Source organism: Aquitalea magnusonii, from assembly GCF_002217795.2.
Lineage (GTDB): Bacteria > Pseudomonadota > Gammaproteobacteria > Burkholderiales > Chromobacteriaceae > Aquitalea > Aquitalea magnusonii_B.
In genome coordinates this window covers 2,065,315-2,091,908 of sequence record NZ_AP018823.1, presented here as the reverse complement: position 1 = coordinate 2,091,908, position 26,594 = coordinate 2,065,315, and the positions used below count along the sequence as shown (strand labels likewise).

Here is a 26,594-nt window from a genome sequence, read left to right as displayed (position 1 = left end):
ATCTCATGAAACCTCAAGGCATTGCAGTTCTTGGGGCAACCGGCAGCATCGGCGTCAATACGCTGGATGTGGTTGCCCGTCATCCCGAGCGCTACCGCGTGGTGGCGCTCAGTGGTCATCATCAGGTCGACCGTCTGTTTGAACAGGCCTGCCGTTTTTCTCCCCTTTATGTTGTCGTGGCGGATGCCGCATCTGCCAATGATTTGCAAGGCCGCTTGCAAGAGCAGGGCCTGGCTACCGAAGTGCTGCATGGTGCAGCGGCGCTGGAGCGAGTGGTCAGCTTGCCCGAGGTGGACGTGGTGATGGCTGCCATCGTCGGGGCGGCGGGCTTGCCTTCTGCCATGGCGGCGGCCCGCGCCGGCAAGAAGATATTGCTGGCCAACAAGGAATCGCTGGTGGTGGCCGGCCGCCTGTTCGTGGAGGCGGTGCGGCAGCATGGCGCTACCTTGCTGCCGGTGGATAGCGAACACAGTGCCATTTTCCAGTCCTTGCCGCATGACTATGCCGGCAACCTGGAGGCTTCCGGCATTCGCAAGATCATTCTTACCGCCTCGGGTGGCCCGTTTCGCCAGCACAGCGCCGAAGCCTTGTTGCAAGTCACCGTGGAAGACGCCTGTCGTCATCCCAATTGGGTGATGGGGCGCAAGATTTCCGTGGATTCGGCCAGCCTGATGAACAAGGGGCTGGAGGTTATCGAGGCGCACTGGCTGTTTTCGGCCCCGCCCGAGCAGATTGACGTGGTGGTGCATCCGCAAAGCGTGATTCATTCCATGGTGCAATACCGTGATGGTTCGGTGATGGCGCAACTGGGCTCGCCGGACATGCGTACCCCGATTGCCTGCGCGCTGGCCTGGCCGGAGCGCATCGAGGCTGGCGTCGGCTCGCTGGACTTTTTCAGCATGGGCAATCTGAGCTTCGAACAGCCGGATCTGCGTCGTTTCCCCTGTCTGGGGTTGGCGTTTGACTCCTTGCGCAGTGGTGGCGACGCCCCTGCGGTGCTCAATGCAGCCAATGAAGTGGCGGTGGCGGCCTTCCTGGAAGGGCGCTTGCGCTTTGTCGATATTGCTGCCGTGGTGGAAGCCACGCTGGCTGGTGTCAGCCTGTCACCCAGCACCTCGCTGGCTGCCTTGCTGGACAAGGATGGCGAAGCGCGTCGCTTTGCCGTGAACAAGGTGGGTTCATGCTGACATTCCTGGCATTCCTGGTGGCCATTGGTGTATTGGTCACTTTTCACGAACTGGGTCACTACTGGGTGGCGCGCCTGTGCGGGGTGAAGGTGCTGCGCTTCTCGGTAGGCTTTGGTGCGCCGCTGTATACCTTGCGTCGCGGCGATACCGAGTGGGCCATCAGCCCCATTCCGCTGGGTGGCTATGTGCGCATGCTGGATGAGCGCGAAATGGATGTCGCGCCGGAAGAGCGCCATCTGGCTTTCAATACCCAGTCGGTTTACAAGCGCATGGCCATTGTGGCGGCTGGCCCGCTGGCCAATCTGGTGCTGGCCGTACTGTTTTACTGGCTGGTGATTGCTGGTGGTGTCACACAGTTGCTGCCGCAAATCGGCACGGTGATCACCCCCAGTCTGGCCGCTACTGCCGGCTTCCAGCCGGGCGACCGCGTGCTGTCGGTCAATGGACAGAAGGTGGATGACTGGCAAGGCCTGCGACTGGCGCTGGTGGATGCGGTAGGCAGTGGCGATGTGCCGCTGCGCCTGCAAGTCAAAACCGCGCAGTCGGCCACGGTGCTGCGCAGCATCGACCCGGCCCAGGCGGATGAAGATACTCTCAAAGCCCTGGAGCAAGGCAATCCCGGCTTCATGCCCATGCGTTATCTGCCCGCCATTGGTGGCGTGGAAGAAGGTGGCGTGGCGGCGCGTGCCGGACTGAAAGCAGGGGATAAGCTGATTGCCGTGGATGGCAAGCCGCTGGTCAGTTGGGATGCCTGGGTGAGACTGATACATGAAAGTCCGGGCAAGGAGCTGCTGATCCGTATCCAGCGGGATGGCAAGCCGCTGGACGTCAAGCTGCGTCCGGCCACGGTCGCCGACGGCGATGTGATGATAGGCCGTATCGGCGCGGCACCGCTGCTGGATGCCGCCTGGATGAAGCAACTGGCATTTACCCACCGGCCCGCAGTGGCCGAGGCGGGGGTCGAGGCGGTGCGCAAGATGACCGACACTGCCTGGATGAGCCTGAAATTCCTGGGGCGCATGGTGATTGGTCAGGCTTCGCTGGATAATCTGTCCGGTCCGCTGACCATTGCCAGCATTGCCGGGCAGACGGCCCGCGAAGGCTGGAGTCCCTATCTGGAGTTCCTGGCGTTAATCAGCATCAGCATCGGTGTGCTTAATCTGTTGCCAATACCTGTGCTGGATGGCGGGCACTTAATGTATTATGTCGCGGAGCTGGTCAAAGGCCGCCCGCTGAGCGAGCGTGCGCAACTGTTTGGACAGAAGATCGGATTCATCCTGCTGGCGTCGCTGATGCTGTTTGCCGTGCTGAACGATATCAGCCGCCTTTTTGGGGGTTAAAACAAACCTATGAAATTGAAACTACTTGCGGCCGCTGTGCTGGGCATGACTACGGCAACAGCTGTTTGGGCCGCGAATCCGTTTGTGATCAAGGATATCCGCGTTGAAGGCCTGCAGCGTACCGAAGCCGGTACCGTCTTCAACTACCTGCCAGTCAAGGTGGGTGACACCTTCAATGATGAAAAAGCACGTGAATCCATCAAGAGCCTGTTTGCCACCGGCTTCTTTGATGATGTGCGCGTGGAATCTCGCGATGGTGTGGTGATTGTTGCCGTGGCCGAACGCCCGGTTATCACGCAACTGAACATCAATGGTGCCAAGGAATTCAGCAAGGATCAGCTGAAGAAGGCACTCAAGGACAACGGCTTTGCCGAGTCCCGCATTTTTGATCAGGCCTTGCTGGACGGTGCGGTGCAGGAACTCAAGCGCCAGTACTACAGCCGTGGCAAGTATGCGGTGGAAATCTCCCCGCAGGTGACCAAGCTGGAGCGCAACCGTGTTGCGGTGACACTGGACATCACCGAAGGCATCACCGCCCAGATCAAGGACATCCACATTGTCGGCAACAAGGCATTCAGCCAGGACAAGCTGCTGGATGAAATGACGCTGACCTCTGGTGGCTGGCTGTCCTGGCTGACCAAGGACAACCAGTATTCCAAGCAGAAGCTGACTGGCGATCTGGAAAAACTCAAGGCTTTCTACCAGAACCAGGGCTATCTGGAATTCAATATCGAATCCACCCAGGTATCCATCAGCGCAGACAAGGAACACATGTTCCTGACGCTGAACCTCAATGAAGGCAGCAAGTTCACCGTTGCCGACATCAAGCTGGCTGGCGACCTGAAAGTGCCGGAAGCCGAGCTGCGCAAGCTGATCACCATCAAGCCCGGCGAAGTGTTCAACAACGAGAAGGTGACCGAGAGCGTGAAGGCGCTGAGCGATCGCCTGGGCAATGATGGTTATGCCTTTGCCAACGTCAATGCCTTGCCGGACATCAATCGCGACAAGCAGCAAGTGGCGTTCACCTTCTTTGTTGATCCGGGCCGCAAGACCTATGTGCGCCGTGTCAATATTGCCGGCAACACCAAGACCCGCGACGAAGTGGTACGGCGCGAACTGCGCCAGCTGGAAGGCTCGGTATATAACGCGGCCAGCGTCAAGCGCAGCAAGGACCGTGTCGAGCTGCTGGGCTACTTTGAAGACGTGAACGTGGAAACCCCGGCGGTGGCGGATGCGCCAGACCAGGTGGACATGAACATCACCCTGAAGGAACGTGCCACCGGCAGTATTTCCGCCGGGGTGGGCTTTGTGCAGGGTGAGGGCATCCAACTGTCGGCCAGTATTTCCCAGAGCAATATCTTTGGCTCCGGCAAGTACATGTCCTTTGGCATCTCCAATGGCTCGGTCAACAAAACGGCCACGCTGTCGTTTACCGACCCGTATTTCACCGCCGACGGGGTGAGCCTGGGTTACGACATCTACCACCGCGTGTACAAGCCGTATAACAGCTCGTCCTCCAGCACCACGCACTACAAGACATCGACAGATGGTGTTGCCATGCGCTTTGGTGTGCCGGTTACCGAAACCGACCGCATCAACTTCAGCCTGGGCCTGGAACAAACCAAGGTGGGCACCTGGAGCGACAGTCCGACCCGCTATCTGGACTTCGTCAACAAGTACGGCAGCAACAACCTGTCGCTGATCGGCACTGCCGGTTGGGGACGCGATACCCGTGACAGCTCGCTGTGGCCGACCCGTGGTGCCAACATCAAGGTACAGGCTGATGCGGCACTGCCGGGCGGCGACCTTGAATGGTACCGCCTGACCCACTCGCAGCAGTGGTTCTTCCCGCTTTCCAAAACCTTCACCCTGATGCTGAACGGTGAAGTGGGCTATGCCAACGGTTATGGCAAGACGTCCACCTTGCCGTTCTTCCAGAACTTCTATCTGGGCGGTCTGGGTTCGGTGCGCGGCTACGATTCCAACAGCCTGGGTCCGAAGGATGCCAGCACCGGTGACTACCTGGGTGGTACCCGTAAGGCGGTGGCCAATGCGGAAATCCTGTTCCCCTTCCCGGGCATGAAGGACAACAAGTCGGTGCGTGCCAGTGTATTCTTTGACTCCGGTACGGTATGGGACAGCACGGTCAGCGGTAGCACGCCGAGCAGCGAACTGCGTTACTCCACCGGTGCCGCCGTTACCTGGCTGTCGCCGCTGGGACCGATGAAGTTCAGTCTGGCCAAAGCCCTGCGCAAGAAAGAGGGCGACAAGTACCAGAGCTTCCAGTTCCAGTTGGGTACCGTCTTCTAAACCGAAAGAGGCCTGAACATGAAATCTTCTTTCAAATGGTTGATTGCCGGGCTGGCCTTGGTCAGCCTGCAGGCCTCAGCCGCTGATTTCAAGCTGGGTTTTGTCAATATCGAGCGTGTTTATCGTGAGGCGGCACCGGCCATCGCCATCCAGAAAAAACTGGACAAGGAGTTCGGCGACCGCCGCGCCGAGCTGAAAAAGATGGAAAAGCGTGCCAAGGAGCTGGAAGGCCTGCTGGCCAAGAGTTCGCTGTCCATTGATGATCGCAAACGCTACGAGCGCGAGTATGCCGGGCTGGATCGCGATTATCAGGCCAAGGCGCGCGAATTGTCGGAAGACTTCAACCAGCGGCGCAACGAGGAATTTGCCTCGGTACAGGAGCGGGCCAACCGCGTGCTGCGGCAGATTGCCGATCGCGAACAATACGACCTGATTCTGCAGGATGTGGTTTATGTCAATCCCAAGTACGACCTGACCGGCAAAGTGCTGAAGGAACTTGAGAAGTAATCCTGCGTAACTGTTACGGGAGAAGCCGACCCGTGGTCGGCTTTAATTTTTTGATGGCCTACACTCTTTCGTCTATTGTCGACCAGCTCGGTGGCGTGCTGAAGGGAGCCGACCGCACGGTCGAGCGCCTGGCACCACTGGATGTGGCGGCGCAGAGCGACATTACCTTTCTATCCAACCCCAAGTACCGCAAGCAACTGGACGGATGTACCGCCGGTGCGGTGATTGTTTCGCCCAAGTTGGAAGCCGAACTCGATCCGGCGCGCTCCTGGATTGTGGTGGATGATCCCTATCTGTATTTTGCCAAGGTGGCCACGCTGTTCCACCCGCCGGCGCAGGCGCGTGGTGGCATTCATCCCTCAGCCATCGTGGGTGAGGGTACGGTGATTGCTGCCAGCAGCGAAGTACGCGAACACGTCAGCATCGGTGCCGGCGTGGTGATTGGCGAGCGTTGCATCCTGCACCCTGGTGTGGTGATTGGTGACGGCAGCGTGCTGGGTGACGATGTGGTGCTGTATCCCAATGTCACGGTTTACCATGGCAGCGTGCTGGGTAATCGCGTGGCCGTGCATTCCGGCAGTGTGATTGGTGCCGACGGTTTTGGCCTGGCCTGGGCCAAAGATCACTGGTTCAAGATTCCGCAAACCGGTCGCGCCATTCTGGAAGATGATGTGGAAGTGGGTGCCAACACCACCATCGACCGTGGCGCACTGGCTGACACCATCATCCGCCGCGGTGCCAAGATCGATAACCTGGTGCAGGTGGCCCATAACGTGCAGATTGGCGAACACACCGCCATCGCCGGTTGCGTGGGCATTGCCGGCAGCACCACCATCGGCGCGTATTGCACGGTCGGCGGGGCCGCCATGTTTGTCGGTCATATCGACGTGGCGGACAAAACGCATATCGGCGGCGGCACCCTGGTGTCCAAATCCATTCGCCAGCCGGATACCTATGCCTCGTCCTACCCGCTGCAAACCATGAAGGAATGGCTGGGTAACGCCGTTCACGTAAGACATCTGGACGATCTCGCCAAGCGGATAAAACAACTGGAGCGCGAGATCGGCACTCTGAAAGAAAACAAGGACAACAGTAATGACTGAGCACGCCGTAAGCATTGATGTACGAGAAATCATGAAGTGCCTGCCGCACCGCTATCCCTTCTTGCTGGTGGATAGGGTGACGGAAATGGTGCCGGACACCCGCATCAAGGCGCTGAAGAACGTCACCATCAACGAACCCTTCTTCTGCGGCCACTTCGAGCAATACCCGGTGATGCCGGGCGTGCTGATCATCGAAGCGCTGGCGCAGGCTGCCGGCATCCTGGCCATCAAGAGCCAGGGCGAACGTGCGGAAAACGAGCTGTACTTCTTTGTCGGCATCGATAAGGCCCGCTTCAAGCGCCAGGTGGTGCCGGGCGACCAACTGATCTTCGAAGTAGAGCAGATCGCCGTCAAGCGCGGCATCGGCAAGTACAATGCCCGTGCGCTGGTGGATGGTCAGGTGGCTTGCGAAGCCGAAATCATGTGTGCCAAGCGTGAGGTCTGATCATGGCCATTCATCCGACCGCGATTGTCGATCCCAAGGCAAATATTGCTGCTGATGTTGAAATCGGAGCCTATTCCATCATCGGTGCTGATGTCAGCATCGATAGCGGCACCTGGGTGGGGCCGCATGTGGTGATTGAAGGGCATACCAGCATCGGCAAGAACAACCGTATCTTCCAGTTCAGCTCGCTGGGTGCCATCCCGCAGGACAAGAAGTACGCCGGAGAGCCTACCCGGCTGGAAATCGGCGACAACAACACCATCCGCGAATTCTGCACCTTCAATATCGGTACCGCGCAGGATGTGGGCGTGACCCGTCTGGGCAACAACAACTGGATCATGGCCTATGTGCATCTGGGGCATGACTGCCAGATTGGCAACAACACCATTTTTGCCAACAACGCCACGCTGGGCGGCCATGTGCATATCGGTGACTGGGTGATTCTGGGTGGTTTCACCAGCGTTCACCAGTTTGCCATTATTGGCGATCACGCCATGACCGCCTTTGCCAGCGCAGTGGCGCAGGATGTGCCGCCCTATGTGATGGCACATGGTAATCGTGCGGTGCCGGCTGGCATCAATGCCGAGGGCCTGAAGCGCCGTGGCTTCACCCCGGAGCAGATCCGCCGGGTGCGCAATGCCTACAAGGCGCTGTACCGCCAGGGCTTGCAGTACGACGCGGCCAAGGAGGCCATTCTGGCCGAAGCCCAGCAAGGCCATGCCGAGCTGGAGCCGTTTACCCGCTTCTTTGCCCAGTCTGAGCGAGGCATCATCCGCTAACCATGTCTGAACCCTTGTTCAAACGCAAAGGCGCGCTCAAGGTGGCCATGGTGGCCGGTGAGGCCTCCGGCGACCTGTTGGCCGCCCATCTGATGGATGCCTTGCAGGCCCGTCATGCCGATATCGAATTTGCCGGTATCGGCGGCCCGCGTATGGAAGCGCGCGGCTTCACCTCCATGGTGCCGCAGGAAAAACTGGCGGTGCGCGGTTACGCCGAAGTGCTGCGCAGCCTGCCGGAGCTGCTGCGCATCCGGCGCAATCTGCGCGAACAGTTGCAAGCGGAGAAGCCGGATGTCTTTATCGGGGTGGATGCGCCGGACTTCAATCTGGCGCTGGAAACCGCGCTGAAGAAGCAGGGCATTGCCACCATCCATTACGTCAGCCCCTCGGTGTGGGCATGGCGGCTGGAACGCATCTACAAGATAGGCCGCGCCGTCAATCGCGTGCTGTGCCTGTTCCCGATGGAGCCGGCCTTGTATCAACAGGCCAAAGTGCGGGCTGATTTTGTCGGCCACCCGCTGGCCAGCGAAATTCCCATGCAGCCGGATCAACTGGCCATGCGCGAACAACTGGGTCTGCCACGTCAGGGGCCGGTGTTCACCCTGATGCCGGGCAGTCGCAAAAGCGAGCTGGAATTCATGGCACCGCTGTATATCGAAGCGGCCCGCCTGCTGCTGCGCGATTATCCCGATGCCACCTTTCTGGTGCCTTTGGCCACCCGTGCCACCATGGACCTGTTCGATCGCATGCTGACACAGCACAAGGCCTGGGACTTGCCGCTGCGCAAGCTGTTTGGCCATGCGCAAATGGCGATGATTGCCAGCGACGTGGTGCTTGTTACCAGTGGCACGGCCACGCTGGAAGTGGCGCTTACCAAGCGGCCGATGGTGATCAGCTACAAGCTGTCCTGGCTCACTTATCTGCTGGTCAAGCGCAAGATCAAGCTGCCCTATGTGGGACTGCCCAACATCCTGTGTGGCCGCTTTGTAGTGCCGGAGCTGCTGCAGAAAGATGCCACCGCGCCAAAGCTGGCGGCTGAGGTCAAGCGCCTGTACGAGGACAAGGACGCACGGGCCGAGGTGCTGCAGACTTTTGGCGATCTGCATCAGTCGCTGCTGGCCGATACGGCGGCACTGGCGGCCACGGCGGTATTGCAGGAAGCGGGATGTCAGCCGCAGCCGGCATGAGCGAGCTGCTGATTGCCGGCGTGGACGAGGCCGGACGCGGCCCGCTGGCCGGTGCCGTGTTTGCCGCCGCGGTGATTCTGGACCCGGCCCGGCCGATTGCCGGGCTGGCCGACTCCAAAGTGCTGAGCGAATCCAGGCGCGATGCCCTGGCCATCCTCATCAAGCGCGATGCGCTGGCCTGGTGCATTGCCAGTGCCAGCGTGGAGGAAATCGACAAGATCAACATCCTGCAAGCCACCATGCTGGCCATGAGCCGGGCGGTGGCCGGGCTGGCGGTAAGGCCGGGCAAGGTGTTGATTGACGGCAACCGCGTGCCAAAGCAGATTGCCCTGCCAGCCGAAGCCATCGTCAAGGGCGATGCCAAGGTGCAGGCCATTTCCGCCGCCTCCATCCTGGCCAAGACCGCGCGCGATGCCGAACTGGTGGCGCTGGACGCGCAATACCCGCAATACGGTTTTGCCCGCCACAAGGGCTATCCCACCGCCGAGCATCTGGCCGCGCTGGAGCAGTACGGCGCACTGGCCGAGCACCGCAAATCCTTCGGCCCGGTCAAAGCCTGGCTGGCCCGCCAGCAAGGGCAGCTATTCTAGCGGCCTGCCATGAGCGATAGTGCCAAATCCTGCTTTCCTGCGGTGGTGAACCCGCAAACCCGCTTGCTGATTCTGGGCTCCTTGCCCGGCGATGCCTCGCTGCAAGCGGCGCAGTACTATGCCCACCCGCGTAATCAGTTCTGGCGCTTGCTGGGCGAGGTGCTGGGGCTGGATCTGCCCGCCATGCCTTATCTGCAGCGCTTGTCGGCCATGCAGGCACAGGGCGTCGGCTTGTGGGATGTGGTGGCAGAGGCGCAGCGCCGCGGCAGTCTGGACACCGCCATCCGCGCCGCCAGCGCCAATGACCTGACGGCACTGTGCCATGGCCTGCCCAGGCTGCAGGCGGTTGCCTTCAATGGTGCCACGGCTGCCGGCATCGGTCGCCGCCAACTGGCCGGCCTGGCCGGGCGGCTGCAGTTGTTCAATCTGCCTTCTTCCAGCCCGGCCCATACCATGGCCTATGCCAGCAAGCTGGCGCAGTGGCTGCCGCTGCGCGAAGCATTGCACCGGCCCTGAGCTGCCGCTGCAGGTTTTTCTTGAAGTCTCTGCGCTGCTGTGGTGTGCTGTGGCATCTTGATTTTGCCATTTGCCCCCTCTGCAACAGGAGCCCCAATGCGTACCGAAACCCACCCGCTGCTATCGTCCAGTCTGGGCACCCAGCGCAGCATTACCAGTTTTCATTTTGGTCCGACGGGCGGCAGCGGCGGGTGGCCGCGCAAGGTGTATATCCAGGCCAGCCTGCACGCGGGTGAAATCCCCGGCATGCTGGTGGCCCACCTGCTGCGCCAGCAGTTTGCCGACCTGGAAGCGCGCGGGCTGCTGCAGGCGGAAATCGTGCTGGTGCCGGTGGCCAACCCCATCGGCCTTGCCCAGCAACTGCACTATCAGCCGCAGGGACGGTTTGATCTGGAAACCGGTGAAAATTTCAACCGCCTGTACAGTGAGCCCTCGGCGCAGATCATTCCCCAACTGGCACAACAACTGAGCGCGGATGTGGATGCCAACCGCAGCATCATCCGCCAGGCGCTGCGCAGCGTGATTGCTTCCCAGGCTGTCAACAGCGAGCTGCAAAGCCTGCGCCAGACCCTGCACCTGCTGGCAGTGGATGCGGATCTGGTATTGGACCTGCACTGCGATTTTGCCGGGCCGGTACATATTTACGCGCACAGCGAACACTGGCCGCTGGTGGAAGACCTGGCCGCGCACCTGCAGTGCGCTACCTCGCTGCTGGCTGACGAATATGGTGTGATGCCGTTTGACGAGGCTATCTTCCTGCCCTGGGCCAGAATCCGCGCCGCCTTGCCGCAGTTTCCCGTGCCGTTCGACAGCGTGGCCGTCACCGTGGAGTTACGCGGCGAGGGCGATGTCAATTACACCCTGGCCGGCCAAGACAGCCAGGCCATTGTGCGTTATCTGACCGGGCGTGGTGTGATAGCGGCTGCCACACCCGTGGCCGTGCCGCCGCTGCCTCACCCCGCAACGCCGCTGCAGGGTTCGCAGACGCTGATTGCACCGCATGCCGGGGTGATCGTGATGCGGGCCGAGCTGGGCAGCGTGGTGCAGCTTGGCGATGCCATTGCGGATGTGATTGATCCCATCAGCGGCAGCACCACCACCTTGTGCGCCGGCACCGATGGCGTGTTCTATGTTTTCGCCCGCCATCCCTATGTCACCCGTGGCGCTACCGTTGCCAAGATTGCCGGTGCCGCACCATTGAGCAAGAAAAACCTGCTGGGGGCCTGATTAGCTTGCCAGCCGGTACATGGCAAGCATCGATGCATGTTCTGTGGCGTTTTCCGTACCAAGGCACGGCAGAGCAGGTCTTGAGGGCTTGAAAACTTGCAGTTTCAAGCCGCTTGCACCGATATTGATACTGTTGAGCATCCTGCAGGAGAGGAGGGGGAGCATGAGTCGCTATTGCATCTGGTTTGTTACGCCTGACGACACTGTCATGCGTCGTGCCGAGGTTGCCATCAATGGCAGTATTCATTGTCATCAGGTGCTGGAGGAGATTGAAGCCCAGTTGGCCATGGATTGTGGCCTGAGCCAGGTGATGATCGTGGACTGGAAGCGCTTTGAGCAGGTGGAGGGACAGTCTGTACCCTTGGCCCGCGCGGTGGCTTGAGCCGCCGGAGTGCGGCAGCCTAGCGCCACACTCGGAGGAACTAGTTCCACAGATGGAAGATAGGGGTTGGCCTGCATGTTATCATGCCGGCCAACCCCTTTTTATCGGATGTCGCCATCATGTATGTGCTGGGTGTTGCCGGTTATTCCGGCAGTGGCAAGACCACCTTGCTGGAAAAGGTCATTCCCTTGTTGTGCGCGGCAGGCATCGATGTTGCCGTGATCAAGCATACCCACCACGATGTGGACTGGGACCAGCCCGGCAAGGATAGCTGGCGTCACCGCGAGGCGGGTGCGCGCCAGGTATTGCTGGCCGGAGCCCGCCGTCGCCTGTTGGTGCAAACCATGCCGCATGGCAACGATGCACCGCTGGCTGAGCATGTGGCAGCCTTGCGTCCCTGCGACCTGGTGCTGGCTGAAGGCTTCAAGCACGAGCCGGTACCGCGGCTGGAAGTGTATGATCCGGCCCTGGGCCACGCGCCCTTGTGCCTGCAGGATCCTGCCGTGCTGGCCCTGGTGAGCGATGCCGCGATCCCTACCGATTTGCCCCGCTTCCGGCGTGATGATGCTGCCGGTGTGGCCCGTTTCATTCTTGCCCTTCTGGAAACCCGTCAAGATGCTCACCGTTGATCAAGCCCGCGACTGGCTGTTGCAGCGTGCCCAGCCTGTTCGTACCAGCGAAACCCTGCCCCTGCTGCAGGCGCTGGGCCGTATTCTGGCCGAGCCGGTACTGGCCGGCGTTGATGTGCCGCCGCAGGATAACAGCGCCATGGACGGCTATGCCTTGCGCTGCGCCGATGGCAGCGGCCCCTTGCCAGTGTCACAGCGTATTCCGGCCGGCACCCAGCCGCAGCCTTTGCAAGCCGGTACGGCGGCGCGCATTTTCACGGGTGCGCCCATTCCTGCCGGTGCCGATGCGGTGGTCATGCAGGAGATGGCTGTGCTGCAGGCTGATGGCCAGGTGCTGTTCAGCCAGGCGGTGAAGCCGGGCCAGAATATCCGTCGCGCCGGCGAGGATATCCTGCGCGGAGCCACCGTGCTGTCCGCCGGGCAGTTGCTGACGGCGGCGGACCTGGGGCTGGCTGCGTCCATCGGTGTGGCAACGTTGACAGTCTATCGTCCGCTGCGGGTAGCGGTGTTCTTTACCGGTGACGAACTGACCGAGCCGGGGCAGCCGCTGGCAGCCGGTCATATTTACAACTCCAACCGTTACTGGCTGGTGCCCGAATTGATGCGCCTGGGCTGCGAGGTGACTGATCTTGGCATTGTGCCGGATTCGCTCAGCCGTACTCGGGAAATCCTGCAGGATGCCGCCGGGCTGGCCGATGTCATCATGACTTGCGGCGGGGTGTCGGTTGGCGAGGAAGATCACGTCAAGGCGGCGGTGGAGGCCGAGGGCAGTCTGGATCTGTGGAAGATTGCCATCAAGCCGGGCAAACCCTTGGCCAGCGGCAAGGTGGGTCAGGCCGGTTTCATCGGCTTGCCGGGCAATCCGGTTTCCGGTTTTGTTACCTACCAGGTACTGGTCAAACCCTATCTGCAGCGCTGCGCCGGTTTGCAGCAAGACGACACGCAGCCGGTGGCGCACTATCCGGCCGGCTTTGCCTGGGAGCGCCCGGACACCCGGCGCGAGGAATTCCTGCGGGTGAAGCTGGTGCAGCAGGATGGCCGGTGGCAATTGCAGCGCTATCCCAATCAGGGCTCCGGCGTGCTGACATCCTGTGCTTGGGCCGATGGCCTGGTGCGTCTGGCGCCAGGGCAGCAAGTGAGTCCGGGCGATATGCTGGCCTTGATTGCTTTTGCAGATTAAGCATGCCGCTGCTGCGTTTTGTGGATGGTGAGGGCCAATTGCTGGCCGAGGTGGCGGCCAATGCCGGTGAGGTGCTGCTGGATGTGGCCCGCCTGGCCGATGTCCCCTTGCACTGGCGTTGTGGGCAGGGTACCTGCGGCACCTGCAAGGTCCGCATCCGCCATGACGGCCCGGCACAGCCGGTGATGCCAAGTCGTAAGGAGCGCAATGTGTTGCTGCGCGCCGGTCTGATCGACCCGGCCCAGGCGGGGGCGGAAAGCTGGCCGGACATCTCCAGTGGCTGGCGGCTGGCCTGCCATCTGCCGGTGGGAGAGCAGGACTGGCAGGTGCTCTGCCCGCAGGACTGACGCCAGTTGTTTGGGGCGGGGGCGGTCAAGGCAAAGCCACGATGCAGATCGTGGCTTTTTTGTTGCCGGCAGAAGATTCAGCTGGATGCCGGGCTGACCACATTGCGCCCTGAGCGCTTGGCAATGTATAGCGCGCCATCGGCTGCTTCATAGATGCTTTGGGCGGTATCGTCTGGCTGTGGAATGCGGGCGGCCACGCCAATGCTGCAGGTTACTTTTTGCAAGGGGCTGCCATCGTGCGGCAAGTCCAGGTCTTCCAGGCGTTGGCGGAAGACTTCGGCGGCATCCACGGCATCCTGCATGCCGGTTCCCGGCAGCAGAACCCCGAATTCTTCCCCGCCCAGCCGGGCCGGCAGCGCGCCTTTGTGCTTGAAGGCGTCCTGCAGCACATGGGCCACCCGTTTGAGCACCACATCGCCAGCGTAATGACCGTACTGGTCGTTGTAGAGCTTGAAGTGATCGATATCCAGCAGAATAAAGGCCAGCGGCTGGTGGCTGTGGCGATGGCGTTCGATGCAGGGCAGAAATACTTCGTCAAAATGGCGGCGGTTGGCCAACTGGGTCAGACCATCGGTGGTGGCCAGGGTTTGCAGGCTGGCCTGACGTGAGATAAAGCGGGCAAAGCCGCACAGCAGCAGCATCAGCATGCTGCAGACCGGGGCAAACCAGAGCCGGCCCAGTCCAAGTAGCAGTATGCTGCCTGCTGCCACCAGTGCGGCGGCGGCGGCATAAACCAGCAATGCATTGCGCTGCTGGCCGCGCGGTGCAAGGCTGTAGTCCAGCAGCGCGATCAGCAGTAGCGTGAGCAGGGCCTGGCCTTGCAGGCCGAGGGGGCGGGGCAGCTTGCCATCTTGCAGCCCGCGCAGCAGATAGGCATTGATGATGACGCCGGGCATGCCGATGGAATTGCCGGAAATCGGGGTGCCGTGCATGTCGCCAAGGCCGGCGGCGGTAACGCCAATCAGCACAATGCGGTTGCGGAAGTATTCCTTGTCGACACCGGACAGCGCGTCGATATAGGACAGCCGCTCAAAGGGCGGTTTCCCGGTGGCAAACGGAACCATCACCTCGTCGGCGCGTACCCATGGTTCGTTGTGGCCGTGGAAAACCGGGACCGGTGGTGCGGCTGGTTTGCCCTGCGCCACATCCAGTATTGCACGGGCGAAACCGGGATGGTCCGGGCTGCCCAGTCCGGCGTACAAATAGGTACGGCGCACCACGCCATCCTTGTCGCGTTCGAAATCGGTGTGGCCCAGCCGGTTCGAGGCGGCCTCGAACAGTGGCAATGGCCGGGTTTCGGTCAGTTCCTGGCCATTGCTTTCCGGAAACACCGGGCTGACCACCTTGCCATTGCGACGCATGGCGGCGGCCAGAGCCTGATCGGGCTTGTCATTGCTCAGCGTGCTCTCTGCCAGGGCAATGTCCAGCCCAACCGCACGCGCATAGCGCAGTTGATCCAGCAACCGGGCGTGCAGCTCGCGGGGCCAGGGCCAACGGCCCAGCTCTGCCAGGCTGCGGTTATCCACTTCGATCACGATGGGGTCATCAGCCGACTTGTCCAGTCGGTGCCAGCTTAGTGCCGCATCGTAAAACCAGTTATCCAGCCGCTGCAGCGGCCCGGTCAGTGTCAGTAGCAGGCCAAGAAGCCCGGCAAGCAGCGGCAGCAACTGCCATAGCCTGGCATTGCCGGATAAGGGTCTGGATGTGTCTGCTGGCATGGATTTAGCGTAGTTGGACTTCTTCGAAGGCTTCAATGGCCTGATAGCCATGCTCACCACTGACTTCCAGGCGGGCAAAATACCGGCCTTGCGGCAGTTGTGCCAGCGGCCATACCGGCTGAGCCCTGCTGTCGCGGTAGCGGATGGTTTTCATGTCGGCCTGGTCGGACAGGGTTAGCGTGTAACGCGCGCCTGCCACCGGGTAGCGCCGCGCCAGCAGCGATGGTACCGCGGGTTTGAGTGCGGAAAACAGCCCACGTACCTGGATGGCCTGGGTATCGCTGTAGGGGCCGGGCTGGCCCTTGGCATCCAGACGTGCCACACGCCAGAACCATGCGCCCTTGTCGGGTAGCTCAATGGTGCTGTCTGCTTCGGTCAGCGTGCGTTGCAGGCTGATGCTGGCAAAGTCCGCCGTGCGCGACAGTTGCCATTGCAGTGGCTGTGTCGGACTGGCATTCAGCCGCAGGGAAAACGACTTGCCACGGATTTCCTGCACGCCGTCGCCAGCTTGCAGCAAGGGTGGTTGCGGATAGGCTTGCAGCGTGAAGCTGCGGCTGCTGTCGTAGCCTTCCAGGCCGGTGGCATTGCGCGCGCGTGCCGATAGCCGGTATTCGCCGTTTTCCGGCAGAGCGGCATAGAGCTGTGCTTGTTGCACCGTACGTTCGGCAATTTGCTTGCCGTGTTCACCCGGGCCGCGCACGCTCACCCGGTAAGCCACGGCTTGCTGATCGGCTTGCCAGTGCAGCAAGGGCGGGTTGAAGCTGCTGGCCGTTGGCAGGCTGCTCAGGTCCGGCGCTGCCGGCAGGGCTTGCGGTTGGCCGAGTTTGGCATTGGCGGAGGCCATGGCACCAAAGCCGGCCGGAACGTCCACCTGTCCTTGCTTGCTGGCATTGACATTCACCTTGCCGCGCAGCACCTCGGTGGCTGTGCTGTCTGCTGTTTCGGCACTGACGCGGAATTCGGTGCCGCGCACCGTGGTGACGGCTGACGGGGTGCGGATCTGGTAGCGGCCCGGCATCAGGATGTTGGGAATCACCGCGCTGCCGGTATTGCCCTTGTCCAGCTTGATTTCGGTTCTGGCCGAGCCTGTGCTGGGGTAGTAAATCTCGTTTTGCAGCTGTGCCGTGGTATTGGCATTCAGCAGCAGGGTGGAGCCATCGGCAAAGCGCAGCTTGAGCATGGCATCGTTGCCGGTCTGGAATTGCACCCCTTTGGGGTAGCGGATGTCCTTGCTGATGGGCATGGGCTTGCCGGCCGCATCATGGGCGCTGACCTCGCCGGAGAATTCCTCGATCTGGGCGCTGGAAGGCTGCTGTCTTACCCAGGCGTAGGGCACCTTGATGCGGCTGCCCGGCGTCAGGCGGTAGGGATCGGCAATGCGATTGAGCTTTTGCAGGCGTGGTACATAGGCGGCGGAGGACAGATGCTGGTCGGCAAAGGTCCACAGCGAGTCGCCGGGTTTGACCAGGTATTCCCAGCGGGCGCTGTCAATGCCTGAGGCAGCATGTGCCGAGTTAAACAGTAAAATAGTGCATACAAATGGGATTATTCTCATGGACAGTCTTGCTAAAAAATGGGCGCAAGTAACGCAGAATAACCGCATGGTAAGCTGCTGGCAGCGGAATGCAACAGTGCGTGGTTCGATGAGCAGGGGTTTTTTTATTTTTGTGATAAAAATAAGGCCAACCTGTAAGGGTTGGCCTGCAAGTGTCTGCAAAGGACGGAGCAGATGAAGAAATGCCTGTTTGTCAGCTCGTACGCAGTCGCTCGCTGCGGCCGCGCAACCATTCCAGCGTCAACAGCAGCAGGATGGAGAAGCCGATCAGCAGGGTGGCCGCCGCCGCAATGGTGGGGCTGAGGTTTTCGCGGATACCACTGAACATCTGGCGCGGCAGGGTGGCTTGTTCCGGCCCGGCCAGGAACAGCGTTACCACCACTTCATCGAAGGAAGTGGCAAAGGCAAACAGCGCACCCGAAATCACCCCCGGCGCAATCAGCGGCAGGGTGATGCGGAAGAAGGTGGTGATGGGCGAGGCACCCAGGTTGGCCGCCGCACGGGTCAGGTTGTGGTTATAGCCCTGCAGGGTGGCGGTCACGGTGATGATGACAAAGGGTACGCCCAGCGCGGCATGTTCCAGAATCAGCGTGGTATAGCTGTTGTCCATGCCCAGCGGGGCAAAGAACAGGTAGCTGGCCACGCCGACAATCACCACCGGCACCACCATCGGCGAAATCAGCAGGAACATGATGATGCCCTTGCCACGGAATTCGCCGCGGGTGAGGCCGATGGAAGCCAGGGTGCCCAGCACCATGGCCAGCACGGTGGCGGCCGGGGCCACGATCATGCTGTTCTGCAAGGAGCGGATCCACTCCGGTGCGCTGAACAGGTCCTGATACCAGCGGAAAGAAAAGCCGGTCAGCGGGTATACCAGGAAAGAGCCTTCGTTGAAGGACAGCGGAATGATCACCAGCACCGGCAGGATCAGGAACAGCAGGGTCAGGCCGCTGGTAATGCGCAGAACGTAGTGCCACACCTTTTCGATGGGCGACATGGTCGGGTTCAGCATGGTTATGTCTCCGTGAAGGGTGAGGGTTAGCCCAGGCGCAGGCTCTTGGCGCCTACCAGCCAGTTGTAAACGATGTACAGGATCATGGTGGCGGCCAGCAGCAGGCCGCCCAGTGCGGTTGCCATGCCCCAGTTGATCGAGGTGTTGGTGTAGAAGGCCACGAAGTAGCTCACCATCTGGTCGTTCGGGCTACCCAGCAAGGCCGGGGTGATGTAGTAGCCGATGGACAGGATGAACACCAGCAGCGCACCGGCACTGATACCGGCCACGGTTTGCGGGAAGTACACGCGCCAGAAGCTGGCAAACGGGTGGCAGCCCAGCGAGATGGCAGCCTTCATGTAGCTGGGCGAGATGCCTTTCATCACGCTGTAGATGGGCAGGATCATGAAGGGCAGCAGGATGTGTACCATGGAGATGTACACGCCGGTGCGGTTGAACACCAGTTGCAGCGGGTGATCGATGATGCCCAGCCATTGCATGGTGGAGTTGATCAGGCCGCCCGATTGCAGCAGCACGATCCAGGCGGCAACCCGTACCAGGACAGAGGTCCAGAACGGCAGCAGTACCAGAATCATCAGCAGATTGCTGGTGCGGGTGGGCAGATTCACCAGCAGGTAGGCCAGCGGGTAGGCCAGGGCCAGCGCGATGGCGGTGACTACCAGGCTCATCCAGAAGGTGCGGGTGAAGATGTCCAGATAAATGGCCTGGTCCGGCGAGGAGCGGCTGATTTCGCCCAGGTCGTCCACGCGGTGGTCCATGGCGGCCAGCAGGTAGAACGGAGTCTGGGTGCTGGTGTTGCGGCGAATGGCCTGCCAGTAGGCCGGGTCACCCCAGCGTTCGTCCAGATTGGTCAGCGCTTCCTTGTAGGACTTGGGCGGCGGGTCCATCGGCAGGGCGCGCGCAGTCTTGTTGAGCAGACTGCGGTAGCCGGCTACTTCCATGTTCAGGCGTTTGCCCAGATCGCCCAGTTTCTGGTCGTCGTGAGCTTGCTGGATGTCTTGTGCCGCCGCGGCATACACCGTTTCTGGCGGCAGGGCACGGCCACTCCAGCTGGAAATGGCCTTGACCGTGTGTGGCATGGCGTCAACCACTTCGGGGTTGTTGACGCTCTTGAACAAGAGGCTGGTAATGGGCAGCACGAATACCAGCAGGATAAACAGTACCAGCGGCAGAATCAGCAGCTGTGATTTCAGCTTGTTCATGCGCTCGGCGCGGGCCAGTTTCTGCTTCAGAGAACGGCCGGCCTCCGGCTGGGTGGCTGCGACAGCGGTGGTGGGTGCAGAGGAAGCGGTCATTCTTCCGGCTCCGGATCAGGTAAGGGGTAAAACCCCCTGGGGATGAACCCCCGAGGGGGCGGGCCTGCTGCCGGTAAACTATCCGGCAGCAGTCATGCGTGTTGCAGCTGCTTACTTGGCAGCCCAGGCATTGAAACGTTGTTCCAGCGATTCGCCGTAGTCAGCCCAGAACGCCACATCCACGGCTACGCCGCTCTTGATGTTTTGCGGGGCGGTCGGCAGGTCGGCAACCAGCTTCTTGTCCAACAGCGGTACGGCTTTCTTATTGGTCGGGCCGTAAGCGATGTTCTGCGAGTACACCTTCTGGTTTTCCGGCTTGCTGGCAAAGGCGATGAACTTCAGTGCAGCGTCCTTGTTCGGGGAGCCCTTCGGAATGGCCCAGGAGTCGAAGTCATACATGCCGCCGTTCCAGACGATCTTCAGGTTCTTGCCTTCCTTCTGGGTGTTGGCAATGCGGCCGTTGTAGGCCGAGCTCATCACCACGTCGCCGGATACCAGGTATTGCGGCGGTTGTGCGCCAGCTTCCCACCACTGGATGTTCGGCTTCAGCTGGTCCAGCTTCTTGAAGGCGCGGTCCACGCCAGCCGGCGTGGCCAGAACCTTGTACACATCTTTCGGCGCTACGCCGTCAGCCATCAGGGCCACTTCCAGGGTGTACTTGGCACCTTTGCGCATGCCGCGCTTGCCCGGGAATTTCTTCACATCCCAGAAATCTTTCCAGCTGGTCGGGCCAACCTTCAGCTTGTCGGCGTTGTAGGCCAGCACGGTGGACCATACAAAGATGCCTACGCCGCAAGTCTGGGCGGCACCCGGTACGAAGTCGGCCTTGTTGCCGATCTTGCTGTAGTCCAGCTTTTCAAACATGCCTTCGTCGCAACCGCGGGCCAGTTCCGGGGATTCCACTTCCAGGACGTCCCAGGACACGCTCTTGGTGTCGACCATGGCTTTGACCTTGGCCATTTCGCCGTTGTATTCGCCGCCAACCACCTTGATGCCGGTGGCCTTGGTGAAGGGTGCGTAGTAGGCCTTTTCCTGGGCGGCCTTGTTGGCACCGCCAAAGGAAATCACGGTCAGGTCAGCTGCCTGGGCAGCCTGAGCGCAACATGCTGCCACTACCGCCAGCGAAAGAGCTTTCATGCATTTCTTCATTTGATAGTTCTCCATATTGTTTTGGGACTACAGCTACACGCTACTCACTCGCACGCACTCACTCGGCCACTGCGACAGGATCGAGCGCTCTTACGTGTTCTACATTCCAGCCCAGGGAAACTACGTCGCCCACGGACAGCTTGGGGTCCAGGGTGGCGATAGGCTGCTTGATGATGAAACTGGAATTGCCACATGCTTCCAGGCGGATGCGCACATGGTCACCCAGGTAAATGAATTCGCGGATACGGCCGGAGAAGCGGTTTTGCTCCTGCTGCACATTCAGATTGATGCGCTCCGGACGGATGGACAGCGACACCGGCGCACCGGGCGCGGCATCGTGAATGGCCATGGCTTCCACCCGTTCGCCGTTTTCCAGGCCCACGGTACAGCGATCACCCTCGCGGCTGAGCAGCTTGCCGTGCAGGCGGTTGTTTTCGCCGATGAAGTTGGCCACAAAGGTGTTGCGCGGGTGCTCGTACAGGTTTTGCGGGCTGTCGATCTGCTGGATTTCGCCCTGGTGGAACACGGCCACGCGGTCAGACATGGTCAGCGCTTCGCTCTGGTCGTGGGTGACGTACACCACGGTCACGCCCAGGCGTTCGTGCAGGTGCTTGATTTCCATCTGCATGTGTTCGCGCAGTTGCTTGTCCAGTGCGCCCAGCGGTTCGTCCATCAGCACCAGTTGCGGTTCGAATACCAGGGCGCGGGCCAGGGCCACACGCTGTTGCTGACCACCGGACATCTGGCCCGGATAGCGGTTGGCAAACTTGTCCAGCTGCACCATGGACAGCGCGCGCTTCACCCGTTCGGTGACGTCGGTCTTGTCCATGCCGCGCACCTTCAGCGGGAAGGCCAGGTTTTCGGCCACGGTCATGTGCGGGAACAGTGCGTAGTTCTGGAACACCATGCCGATGTCGCGCTTGTGCGGCGGCACCCGGTTGAGCGAGCGCTCACCCAGCATGATTTCACCAGCAGTGGGGGTCTCGAAGCCGGCCAGCATCATCAGGCTGGTGGTCTTGCCGGAGCCGGACGGTCCCAACAGGGTAAGGAATTCACCCTTGCGGATATCCAGATTGAGGTCTTTGACGATCAGGGTCTCGCCGTCGTAGCTCTTTTGTACGTTCTTGAAGCGGACCAGGATGTCGCTTGCACTCGTTTCAGCCATGACCACTCCTGTTGTTTAAATGGTGATGACTGAATTGTAAAAACCGCATGACAGTGCGGATATCGGCCAGCGGCGGATTTTGCTGTCAGGATAAATGCTGTAGTCCTGTAGGGCGATTCCTACACGCCATCAGCATGTTTCAGCCGCTGGCAGCCTTAGCGCTGGCGCAGCAATGGCGGTGGGCGGGAAGGTTCCGGTCCAGGTAGCGGCCACCGGCAATGCCCTGCGGGCTGCCCGGAAAGCCCGGCAGCAGTGCCATGCCGCGCCTAGCAGGGCGCGCAAGCTTGTGAACGTCGGTGGTGGCGGGGCTGCCAGCGCATCAGCGCATTACCTGTACCAGGCCACGGCGCTGCGCTTCCAGCACCGCCTCGGTACGGCTGTAGACGCCAAACTGTTCCAGGATGGCGGCCACATGCACGCGCACGGTGTTTTCCGACAGGCCCAGGCTATTGGCAATGGCCTTGTTGGAGCGGCCCAGGCACAGCTCGCTGAGCACTTCCAGTTGGCGCGGCGTCAGTTGCGAGCCGCGGCCTGCCGCCTTGGCCGGTGCCGCGTCGATCAGAGCCTCGCCACGCAGGCAGCGTTCCAGCGCCTGGTCAATCTGCTCGACACTGGCGGATTTGGCCAGCACCCCGGCAATGTCCGGTGTGGCGCTGGCCAGCTCCGGGCTGGCCGACAGGATGATGATGCGTGCCGACTGGAAATGTCGGCGCAGCACGGTGACGCCATCCAAGCCGTTCAGGCCGGGCAGTTGGATGTCCAGCAGGATGATGTCCACCGGCGTGCTGCCGTACTGGTGGATGGCATCCATCACGGTGCCGGCTTCAAGAATATTGCCAACCTTGTCGTTGTTTTCCAGTACCAGGCGCAGGCCGGTACGAAACAGGGCGTGGTCGTCGATGAGAAGCAGTCTGGCGCTAAGCATGGTGCATGGGTCGTCTGATAAGGAATAGCTACGGGCTATGCAGGCTGAACCGCTGGTGCAGCCTGGGCATGGGGCGATCCGGGCCGGTGGCGTCCACTGGCATGGCCTGCCATGTCAAGTGGATGGAAATTCCCGGCTTGGCAAATATGTGCTTTTTTCAGAAAAAAGCAAAGCCTTTCTACTGTGCGCTGCCTTGCGGCGCGCACGGCTGTTGGCTGAGTAGCTGGTTAAGGCTGTCGTACAGTTGTGCGGGGGCAACCGGCTTGTGCAGCAAGGGCAGGCCGCTGTCGCTGGCTTCGCGTAGCCGGGCCGGGGCGGTGTCGCCGGTCAGCAGCAGGGCCGGAATGTCGCGGCCCACCGCCTGGCGGATGGCGTGGATGGCATCACTGCCGTTTTTTTGTTCACGCAGCCGGTAGTCGCTGATCAGCAAGTCCGGTTGCTTGTGATTGAGCCAGGGCAGGGCAGCGTCCAGCGACTCTGCCGCCATGCACTGGCAGCCCCAGCTTTGCAACAGCAGCACCATGCTGCTGCGCACAATATCGTCATCCTCGATCAGCAGCACGGTGGCCTTGGGCAGGCATTGGCTGATGCCGACTGCCGGCGCGGCTGCCGCTGGCAGCGGGCTGGCGGTGGCGATGCGTGGCAGGCCAAGGCGGAACACACTGCCGCGGCCTGGCCGCGATGCTACACGCAAGGGGTGTTGCAGCAGTTGGGTGAGGCCGCGCACGATGGCCAGCCCAAGGCCCAGGCCTTTCTTGCGGTCGCGTTCCGGATTCCCCAGTTGGTGGAACTCGTCAAAGATTTCCTGCTGTTGCTGCGCGGCTATGCCAATGCCGCTGTCCCATATCTCCAGCCACAACTGGTCGCCACGGCGGCGGCAGCCCACCAGGATGCCGCCGTGCTGGGTGTAACGGATGGCATTGCTGATGAGGTTGCGCAGGATCAGCTCGATCAGCGACGGGTCGGACATCACCACCTCGGCCGTGTCACGGCTGCGGTAGAACAGCCCCTTGGTGTTGGCCAGCGGTGCCAGCTCTCTTTCCATCTTGTTTAGCAGTGGCTGCAGGGCAAAGGCTTGCAGCTGCGGGGTGATCACCCCGGCATCCACCCGCGAATAATCCAGCAGGCTGTGCAGCATTTCCGCCGAGGCATTGGTGGCGCTCTGGATATTGGCCAGCAGGCTTTGCTGCCTGGCATCCAGTGCGGTTTTGCCCAGCACTTCCAGAAATAGCCCCTGCGCGTGGATGGGTTGGCGCAGGTCGTGGCTGGCGGCGGCCAGGAATTTCGACTTGGCAAGATTGGCCTGCTCTGCCTCCTGTTGTGCCCGGCGCGATTCGGCAGACGCCTGGCGCAGCCGGTCTACCAGTTCCAGGTTTTCAAAGCGCAGTTCGATGGCCCCACGCGCGGCGCGTTCGCTATTACGCGCCTGCATCAGCAGGGTGGCCAGATACATGATGGCAGCCAGCCCCAGCGTGTTTAGCGCCAGCGCATCCGATAACAGCGACTTGAGCGCGATCATGCCCAGCTCCAGTGAAATGAAGCCGATGAACACCGGCAGCACGGGCGACAGGATGGACATGGAATTGCCAGCCACGCCGGACAGCACGGCAATGGCCAGAATCCAGCTTGGCGGCGATGCCGGATTCAGACCCACCCACATCAGGCTGCCCCAGGCGGCACCGTCGATGGCGTGCAGCAGTACCAGACGCCGCCGCAGCCTGGGCAGTGCGGCAGGCAGAATGGGCCGGGCCAGAATACGGCGGGCGTCGACAATGTCGATGAGCTTGGAGGCAATCACCAGCACGCACCACCCGCTCAGTCGCAAGGGGTCGGCCTGGTGTTGCAAGGCATAGGCCACCAGCAATACCACCAGAATGCCGGGCAGCACCGAGCTGCCCAGATTATTGAGCAGCAGGCGGATCTGTTCGATGCGCACTTTTTCCTGCGATGACGGTTGCAGATTGCTGATCATGAATAGTGTGCCGCCGCAAGGCCGTGGGCCTGGGCTTATCTGCTTATCTCAAGGTTGGTGCCGCCAGGGGACGGCGGCCGGGTGTTGCAGCCCATTATAGTCCGCTGAGCTGACCGTTCTGCGCGCTGGTCAGCCATGCGGTGCTGGCGGGTGCGCCGGCCAACGTGGCTTGGCCGTGGGGCAGGGCTGCGCTTGATACGGATCAAGTCTTTTTCTGTCAGCGCTGCCGTGGCAGAAAAATCAATATATAGTGTTTTGAAATTTTAAATCACTACATATTGTTATGAAAAATACTGTACTGGTGAATCCGCTTGCCACGCTGGACGAATACCTCAGCCGCGCCGACTGGCGTGTTTCTGCCAATGCCAACCAGGGTTACAGCCTGGGCGGGATGATACTCAACGCCGCCGGCAAGCTCACCGCCAACTACTGGCTGGATGGCATCTACCCGCCGCAGGTGGCGCAGGCTCACCGCGATGCAGACTTCCACCTGCATGATCTGGACGTGCTGGCCGGTTACTGCGCCGGCTGGTCGCTGCGTCAGTTGCTGCATGATGGCTTCAATGGCGTGCCGGGGCGGGTGGAATCCGCGCCGCCGCGTCACCTGGGTTCCGCCCTGGGCCAGATGGTGAATTTCCTTGGCACCTTGCAAAACGAATGGGCAGGCGCACAGGCATTTTCCAGCGTGGACACCTATCTGGCACCCTTTGTCAAACGCGATGCGCTGAGTGATGCCCAGGTAGAGCAGGCGATGCAGGAGTTTGTCTACAACCTTAACGTCCCCTCGCGCTGGGGTACGCAAACCCCGTTTACCAACCTCACCTTCGACTGGACCTGCCCGGTGGACCTGGCCGGGCAAATCCCCATCATCGCCGGTGAGGAAATGCCCTTCTGCTATGGCGATTGCCAGCCGGAAATGGACCGCATCAACCGCGCCTTCCTGCGGGTGATGGGGGCGGGCGATGCCCATGGCCGGGCGTTTACCTTTCCCATTCCCACCTACAACATCACGCCGGATTTTGACTGGGACAGCGCCAACGCCGATTTGCTGTTTGACCTGACCGCGCGTTACGGCCTGCCGTATTTCCAGAACTTCCTGAATTCCGACCTGGAGCCGCAAATGGTGCGCTCCATGTGCTGCCGCCTGCAACTGGACCTGCGCGAGCTGCTCAAGCGCGGCAACGGCCTGTTTGGCAGCGCCGAACAAACCGGTTCGCTAGGCGTGGTTACGCTTAACTGCGCGCGGCTGGGCTATCGCTTCCGGGGTGACTGGGAAGGCCTGCTGGCCGAAACCGACCGTCTGCTGGCACTGGCCCGCATCAGCCTGGAAATCAAGCGCGAACGGGTGCAGGGCTGGATGGATGATGGCCTGTACCCCTACACCAAGCGCTATCTGGGCACGCTGCGCAATCACTTCTCCACCGTGGGGGTGAATGGCATCAACGAACTGGTGCGCAATTACACCGGTGATCGCGACGACATCAGCAGCCCCGCCGGCCAGCAACTGGCGCTGGCGCTGCTGGACCACATCCGCGCCCGCATGGTGCAAATGCAGGAAGACACCGGCCACCTGTACAACCTGGAAGCCACCCCGGCCGAAGGCACCACCTACCGCTTTGCCCGCGAAGACCGCAAGCGCTACCCCGACATCCTGCAGGCCGGCCCGCTGGACAAGCCTTACTACACCAACTCCAGCCAGTTGCCAGCCGGGCATACCGATGACCCCTTCCTGGCCTTGCAGCACCAGGAGCCACTGCAGCGCCGTTATACCGGCGGCACGGTACTGCACCTGTACATGACCGAGGCAGTCAGCTCTGCCGCGGCCTGCAAGCAACTGGTGCAGCGCTCGCTGCAACGCTTCCGCCTGCCTTATATCACGGTGACGCCAACGTTTTCGGTCTGCCCGCGGCATGGCTACCTGACTGGCCACCACGAATTCTGCCCCAAGTGCGATGCCGAACTGCTGGCCCGCAGCACGGCAGCCAGCGCGCCCGGCTGCTGCTAAACAGCATGGCGCAGCCAGGCACAAACCTGCTGCTGCGCTGCGCCGCCTTGCCCCAGCGCCGGGCGGCCT

24 protein-coding genes are annotated in these 26,594 nt (G+C 61.3%); 16 read left to right on the top strand and 8 right to left on the bottom strand.

What is annotated here, in order from left to right:
• The first annotated feature begins 5 nt into the window (after positions 1–5).
• The 15 genes from ispC to DLM_RS09895 all read left to right on the top strand — a co-directional run bounded on the left by ispC (position 6) and on the right by DLM_RS09895 (position 13,729).
• Positions 6–1,187: a 1-deoxy-D-xylulose-5-phosphate reductoisomerase gene (gene ispC, locus DLM_RS09965; RefSeq protein ID WP_089083219.1), complete on the top strand. Its 1,182-nt coding sequence runs from the start codon at positions 6–8 to the stop codon at positions 1,185–1,187.
• Complete coding sequence (gene rseP / locus DLM_RS09960; RefSeq protein ID WP_089083220.1) at positions 1,181–2,527, top strand: RIP metalloprotease RseP; 1,347 nt, start codon at positions 1,181–1,183, stop codon at positions 2,525–2,527. The genes ispC and rseP overlap by 7 nt, the downstream gene beginning before the upstream one ends.
• A 9-nt stretch (positions 2,528–2,536) precedes the next feature.
• Positions 2,537–4,837, top strand: coding sequence for an outer membrane protein assembly factor BamA (gene bamA, locus DLM_RS09955; RefSeq protein WP_089083221.1), 2,301 nt, complete (start codon positions 2,537–2,539; stop codon positions 4,835–4,837).
• A gap of 18 nt (positions 4,838–4,855) precedes the next feature.
• Positions 4,856–5,344 carry an OmpH family outer membrane protein gene (locus tag DLM_RS09950; protein ID WP_089083222.1) on the top strand — a complete coding sequence of 163 codons (489 nt, stop codon included), beginning with the start codon at positions 4,856–4,858 and terminating at the stop codon, positions 5,342–5,344.
• 53 nt (positions 5,345–5,397) lie between these two features.
• Positions 5,398–6,447: a UDP-3-O-(3-hydroxymyristoyl)glucosamine N-acyltransferase gene (lpxD, locus tag DLM_RS09945; RefSeq protein WP_089083223.1), complete on the top strand. Its 1,050-nt coding sequence runs from the start codon at positions 5,398–5,400 to the stop codon at positions 6,445–6,447.
• Positions 6,440–6,892 (top strand): 3-hydroxyacyl-ACP dehydratase FabZ, encoded by a 453-nt coding sequence (gene fabZ, locus DLM_RS09940; protein WP_089083224.1) that lies wholly within the window; start codon positions 6,440–6,442, stop codon positions 6,890–6,892. The genes lpxD and fabZ overlap by 8 nt, the downstream gene beginning before the upstream one ends.
• A 2-nt stretch (positions 6,893–6,894) precedes the next feature.
• Entirely contained in the window at positions 6,895–7,671 is a 777-nt protein-coding gene (gene lpxA / locus DLM_RS09935) for an acyl-ACP--UDP-N-acetylglucosamine O-acyltransferase (RefSeq protein ID WP_089083225.1), read from the top strand.
• 2 nt (positions 7,672–7,673) lie between these two features.
• Entirely contained in the window at positions 7,674–8,858 is a 1,185-nt protein-coding gene (gene lpxB, locus DLM_RS09930; protein WP_089083226.1) for a lipid-A-disaccharide synthase, read from the top strand.
• The gene (gene rnhB, locus DLM_RS09925) at positions 8,855–9,448 is read left to right on the top strand and encodes a ribonuclease HII (RefSeq protein WP_197715581.1); all 594 of its coding nucleotides are present in this window, start codon (positions 8,855–8,857) and stop codon (positions 9,446–9,448) included. The genes lpxB and rnhB overlap by 4 nt, the downstream gene beginning before the upstream one ends.
• Positions 9,449–9,457: 9 nt before the next feature.
• Positions 9,458–9,964, top strand: coding sequence for a DNA-deoxyinosine glycosylase (locus DLM_RS09920; RefSeq protein ID WP_089083227.1), 507 nt, complete (start codon positions 9,458–9,460; stop codon positions 9,962–9,964).
• 96 nt (positions 9,965–10,060) lie between these two features.
• Complete coding sequence (locus tag DLM_RS09915; protein ID WP_089083228.1) at positions 10,061–11,191, top strand: succinylglutamate desuccinylase/aspartoacylase family protein; 1,131 nt, start codon at positions 10,061–10,063, stop codon at positions 11,189–11,191.
• A gap of 163 nt (positions 11,192–11,354) precedes the next feature.
• Positions 11,355–11,573, top strand: a complete 219-nt coding sequence (locus DLM_RS09910) for a hypothetical protein (protein WP_089083229.1) — start codon at positions 11,355–11,357, stop codon at positions 11,571–11,573.
• An 83-nt stretch (positions 11,574–11,656) separates the two neighbouring features.
• Entirely contained in the window at positions 11,657–12,202 is a 546-nt protein-coding gene (gene mobB, locus DLM_RS09905; protein WP_231960144.1) for a molybdopterin-guanine dinucleotide biosynthesis protein B, read from the top strand.
• On the top strand, positions 12,189–13,382 hold the full coding sequence (gene glp / locus DLM_RS09900) for a gephyrin-like molybdotransferase Glp (protein WP_089083230.1): 1,194 nt from the start codon (positions 12,189–12,191) through the stop codon (positions 13,380–13,382). The genes mobB and glp overlap by 14 nt, the downstream gene beginning before the upstream one ends.
• A gap of 2 nt (positions 13,383–13,384) precedes the next feature.
• Complete coding sequence (locus tag DLM_RS09895; RefSeq protein WP_089083231.1) at positions 13,385–13,729, top strand: 2Fe-2S iron-sulfur cluster-binding protein; 345 nt, start codon at positions 13,385–13,387, stop codon at positions 13,727–13,729.
• A 77-nt stretch (positions 13,730–13,806) separates the two neighbouring features.
• Here DLM_RS09895 and DLM_RS09890 read toward each other — a convergent pair whose 3' ends face one another.
• The 8 genes from DLM_RS09890 to DLM_RS09855 all read right to left on the bottom strand — a co-directional run bounded on the left by DLM_RS09890 (position 13,807) and on the right by DLM_RS09855 (position 24,520).
• Entirely contained in the window at positions 13,807–15,447 is a 1,641-nt protein-coding gene (locus tag DLM_RS09890; protein WP_167467084.1) for a CHASE2 domain-containing protein, read from the bottom strand.
• Positions 15,448–15,451: 4 nt separating this feature from the next.
• Positions 15,452–17,002 carry a FecR domain-containing protein gene (locus tag DLM_RS09885; RefSeq protein WP_167467083.1) on the bottom strand — a complete coding sequence of 517 codons (1,551 nt, stop codon included), beginning with the start codon at positions 17,000–17,002 and terminating at the stop codon, positions 15,452–15,454.
• Positions 17,003–17,195: 193 nt separating this feature from the next.
• The gene (locus DLM_RS09880) at positions 17,196–18,014 is read right to left on the bottom strand and encodes an ABC transporter permease (RefSeq protein ID WP_045845016.1); all 819 of its coding nucleotides are present in this window, start codon (positions 18,012–18,014) and stop codon (positions 17,196–17,198) included.
• A 26-nt stretch (positions 18,015–18,040) separates the two neighbouring features.
• The gene (locus DLM_RS09875) at positions 18,041–19,309 is read right to left on the bottom strand and encodes an ABC transporter permease (protein ID WP_089083234.1); all 1,269 of its coding nucleotides are present in this window, start codon (positions 19,307–19,309) and stop codon (positions 18,041–18,043) included.
• Between the two features lie 111 nt (positions 19,310–19,420).
• Positions 19,421–20,446 (bottom strand): ABC transporter substrate-binding protein, encoded by a 1,026-nt coding sequence (locus tag DLM_RS09870; protein ID WP_231960143.1) that lies wholly within the window; start codon positions 20,444–20,446, stop codon positions 19,421–19,423.
• Between the two features lie 70 nt (positions 20,447–20,516).
• Positions 20,517–21,623: an ABC transporter ATP-binding protein gene (locus DLM_RS09865; RefSeq protein ID WP_089083236.1), complete on the bottom strand. Its 1,107-nt coding sequence runs from the start codon at positions 21,621–21,623 to the stop codon at positions 20,517–20,519.
• A 319-nt stretch (positions 21,624–21,942) separates the two neighbouring features.
• Complete coding sequence (locus tag DLM_RS09860; protein WP_089083237.1) at positions 21,943–22,548, bottom strand: response regulator transcription factor; 606 nt, start codon at positions 22,546–22,548, stop codon at positions 21,943–21,945.
• A gap of 178 nt (positions 22,549–22,726) precedes the next feature.
• Positions 22,727–24,520, bottom strand: coding sequence for a hybrid sensor histidine kinase/response regulator (locus tag DLM_RS09855; RefSeq protein ID WP_089083238.1), 1,794 nt, complete (start codon positions 24,518–24,520; stop codon positions 22,727–22,729).
• Positions 24,521–24,803: 283 nt separating this feature from the next.
• Between DLM_RS09855 and DLM_RS09850 the strand changes: the two genes are divergently transcribed.
• Positions 24,804–26,525, top strand: a complete 1,722-nt coding sequence (locus DLM_RS09850) for a ribonucleoside triphosphate reductase (RefSeq protein ID WP_089083239.1) — start codon at positions 24,804–24,806, stop codon at positions 26,523–26,525.
• Positions 26,526–26,594 lie beyond the last annotated feature (69 nt).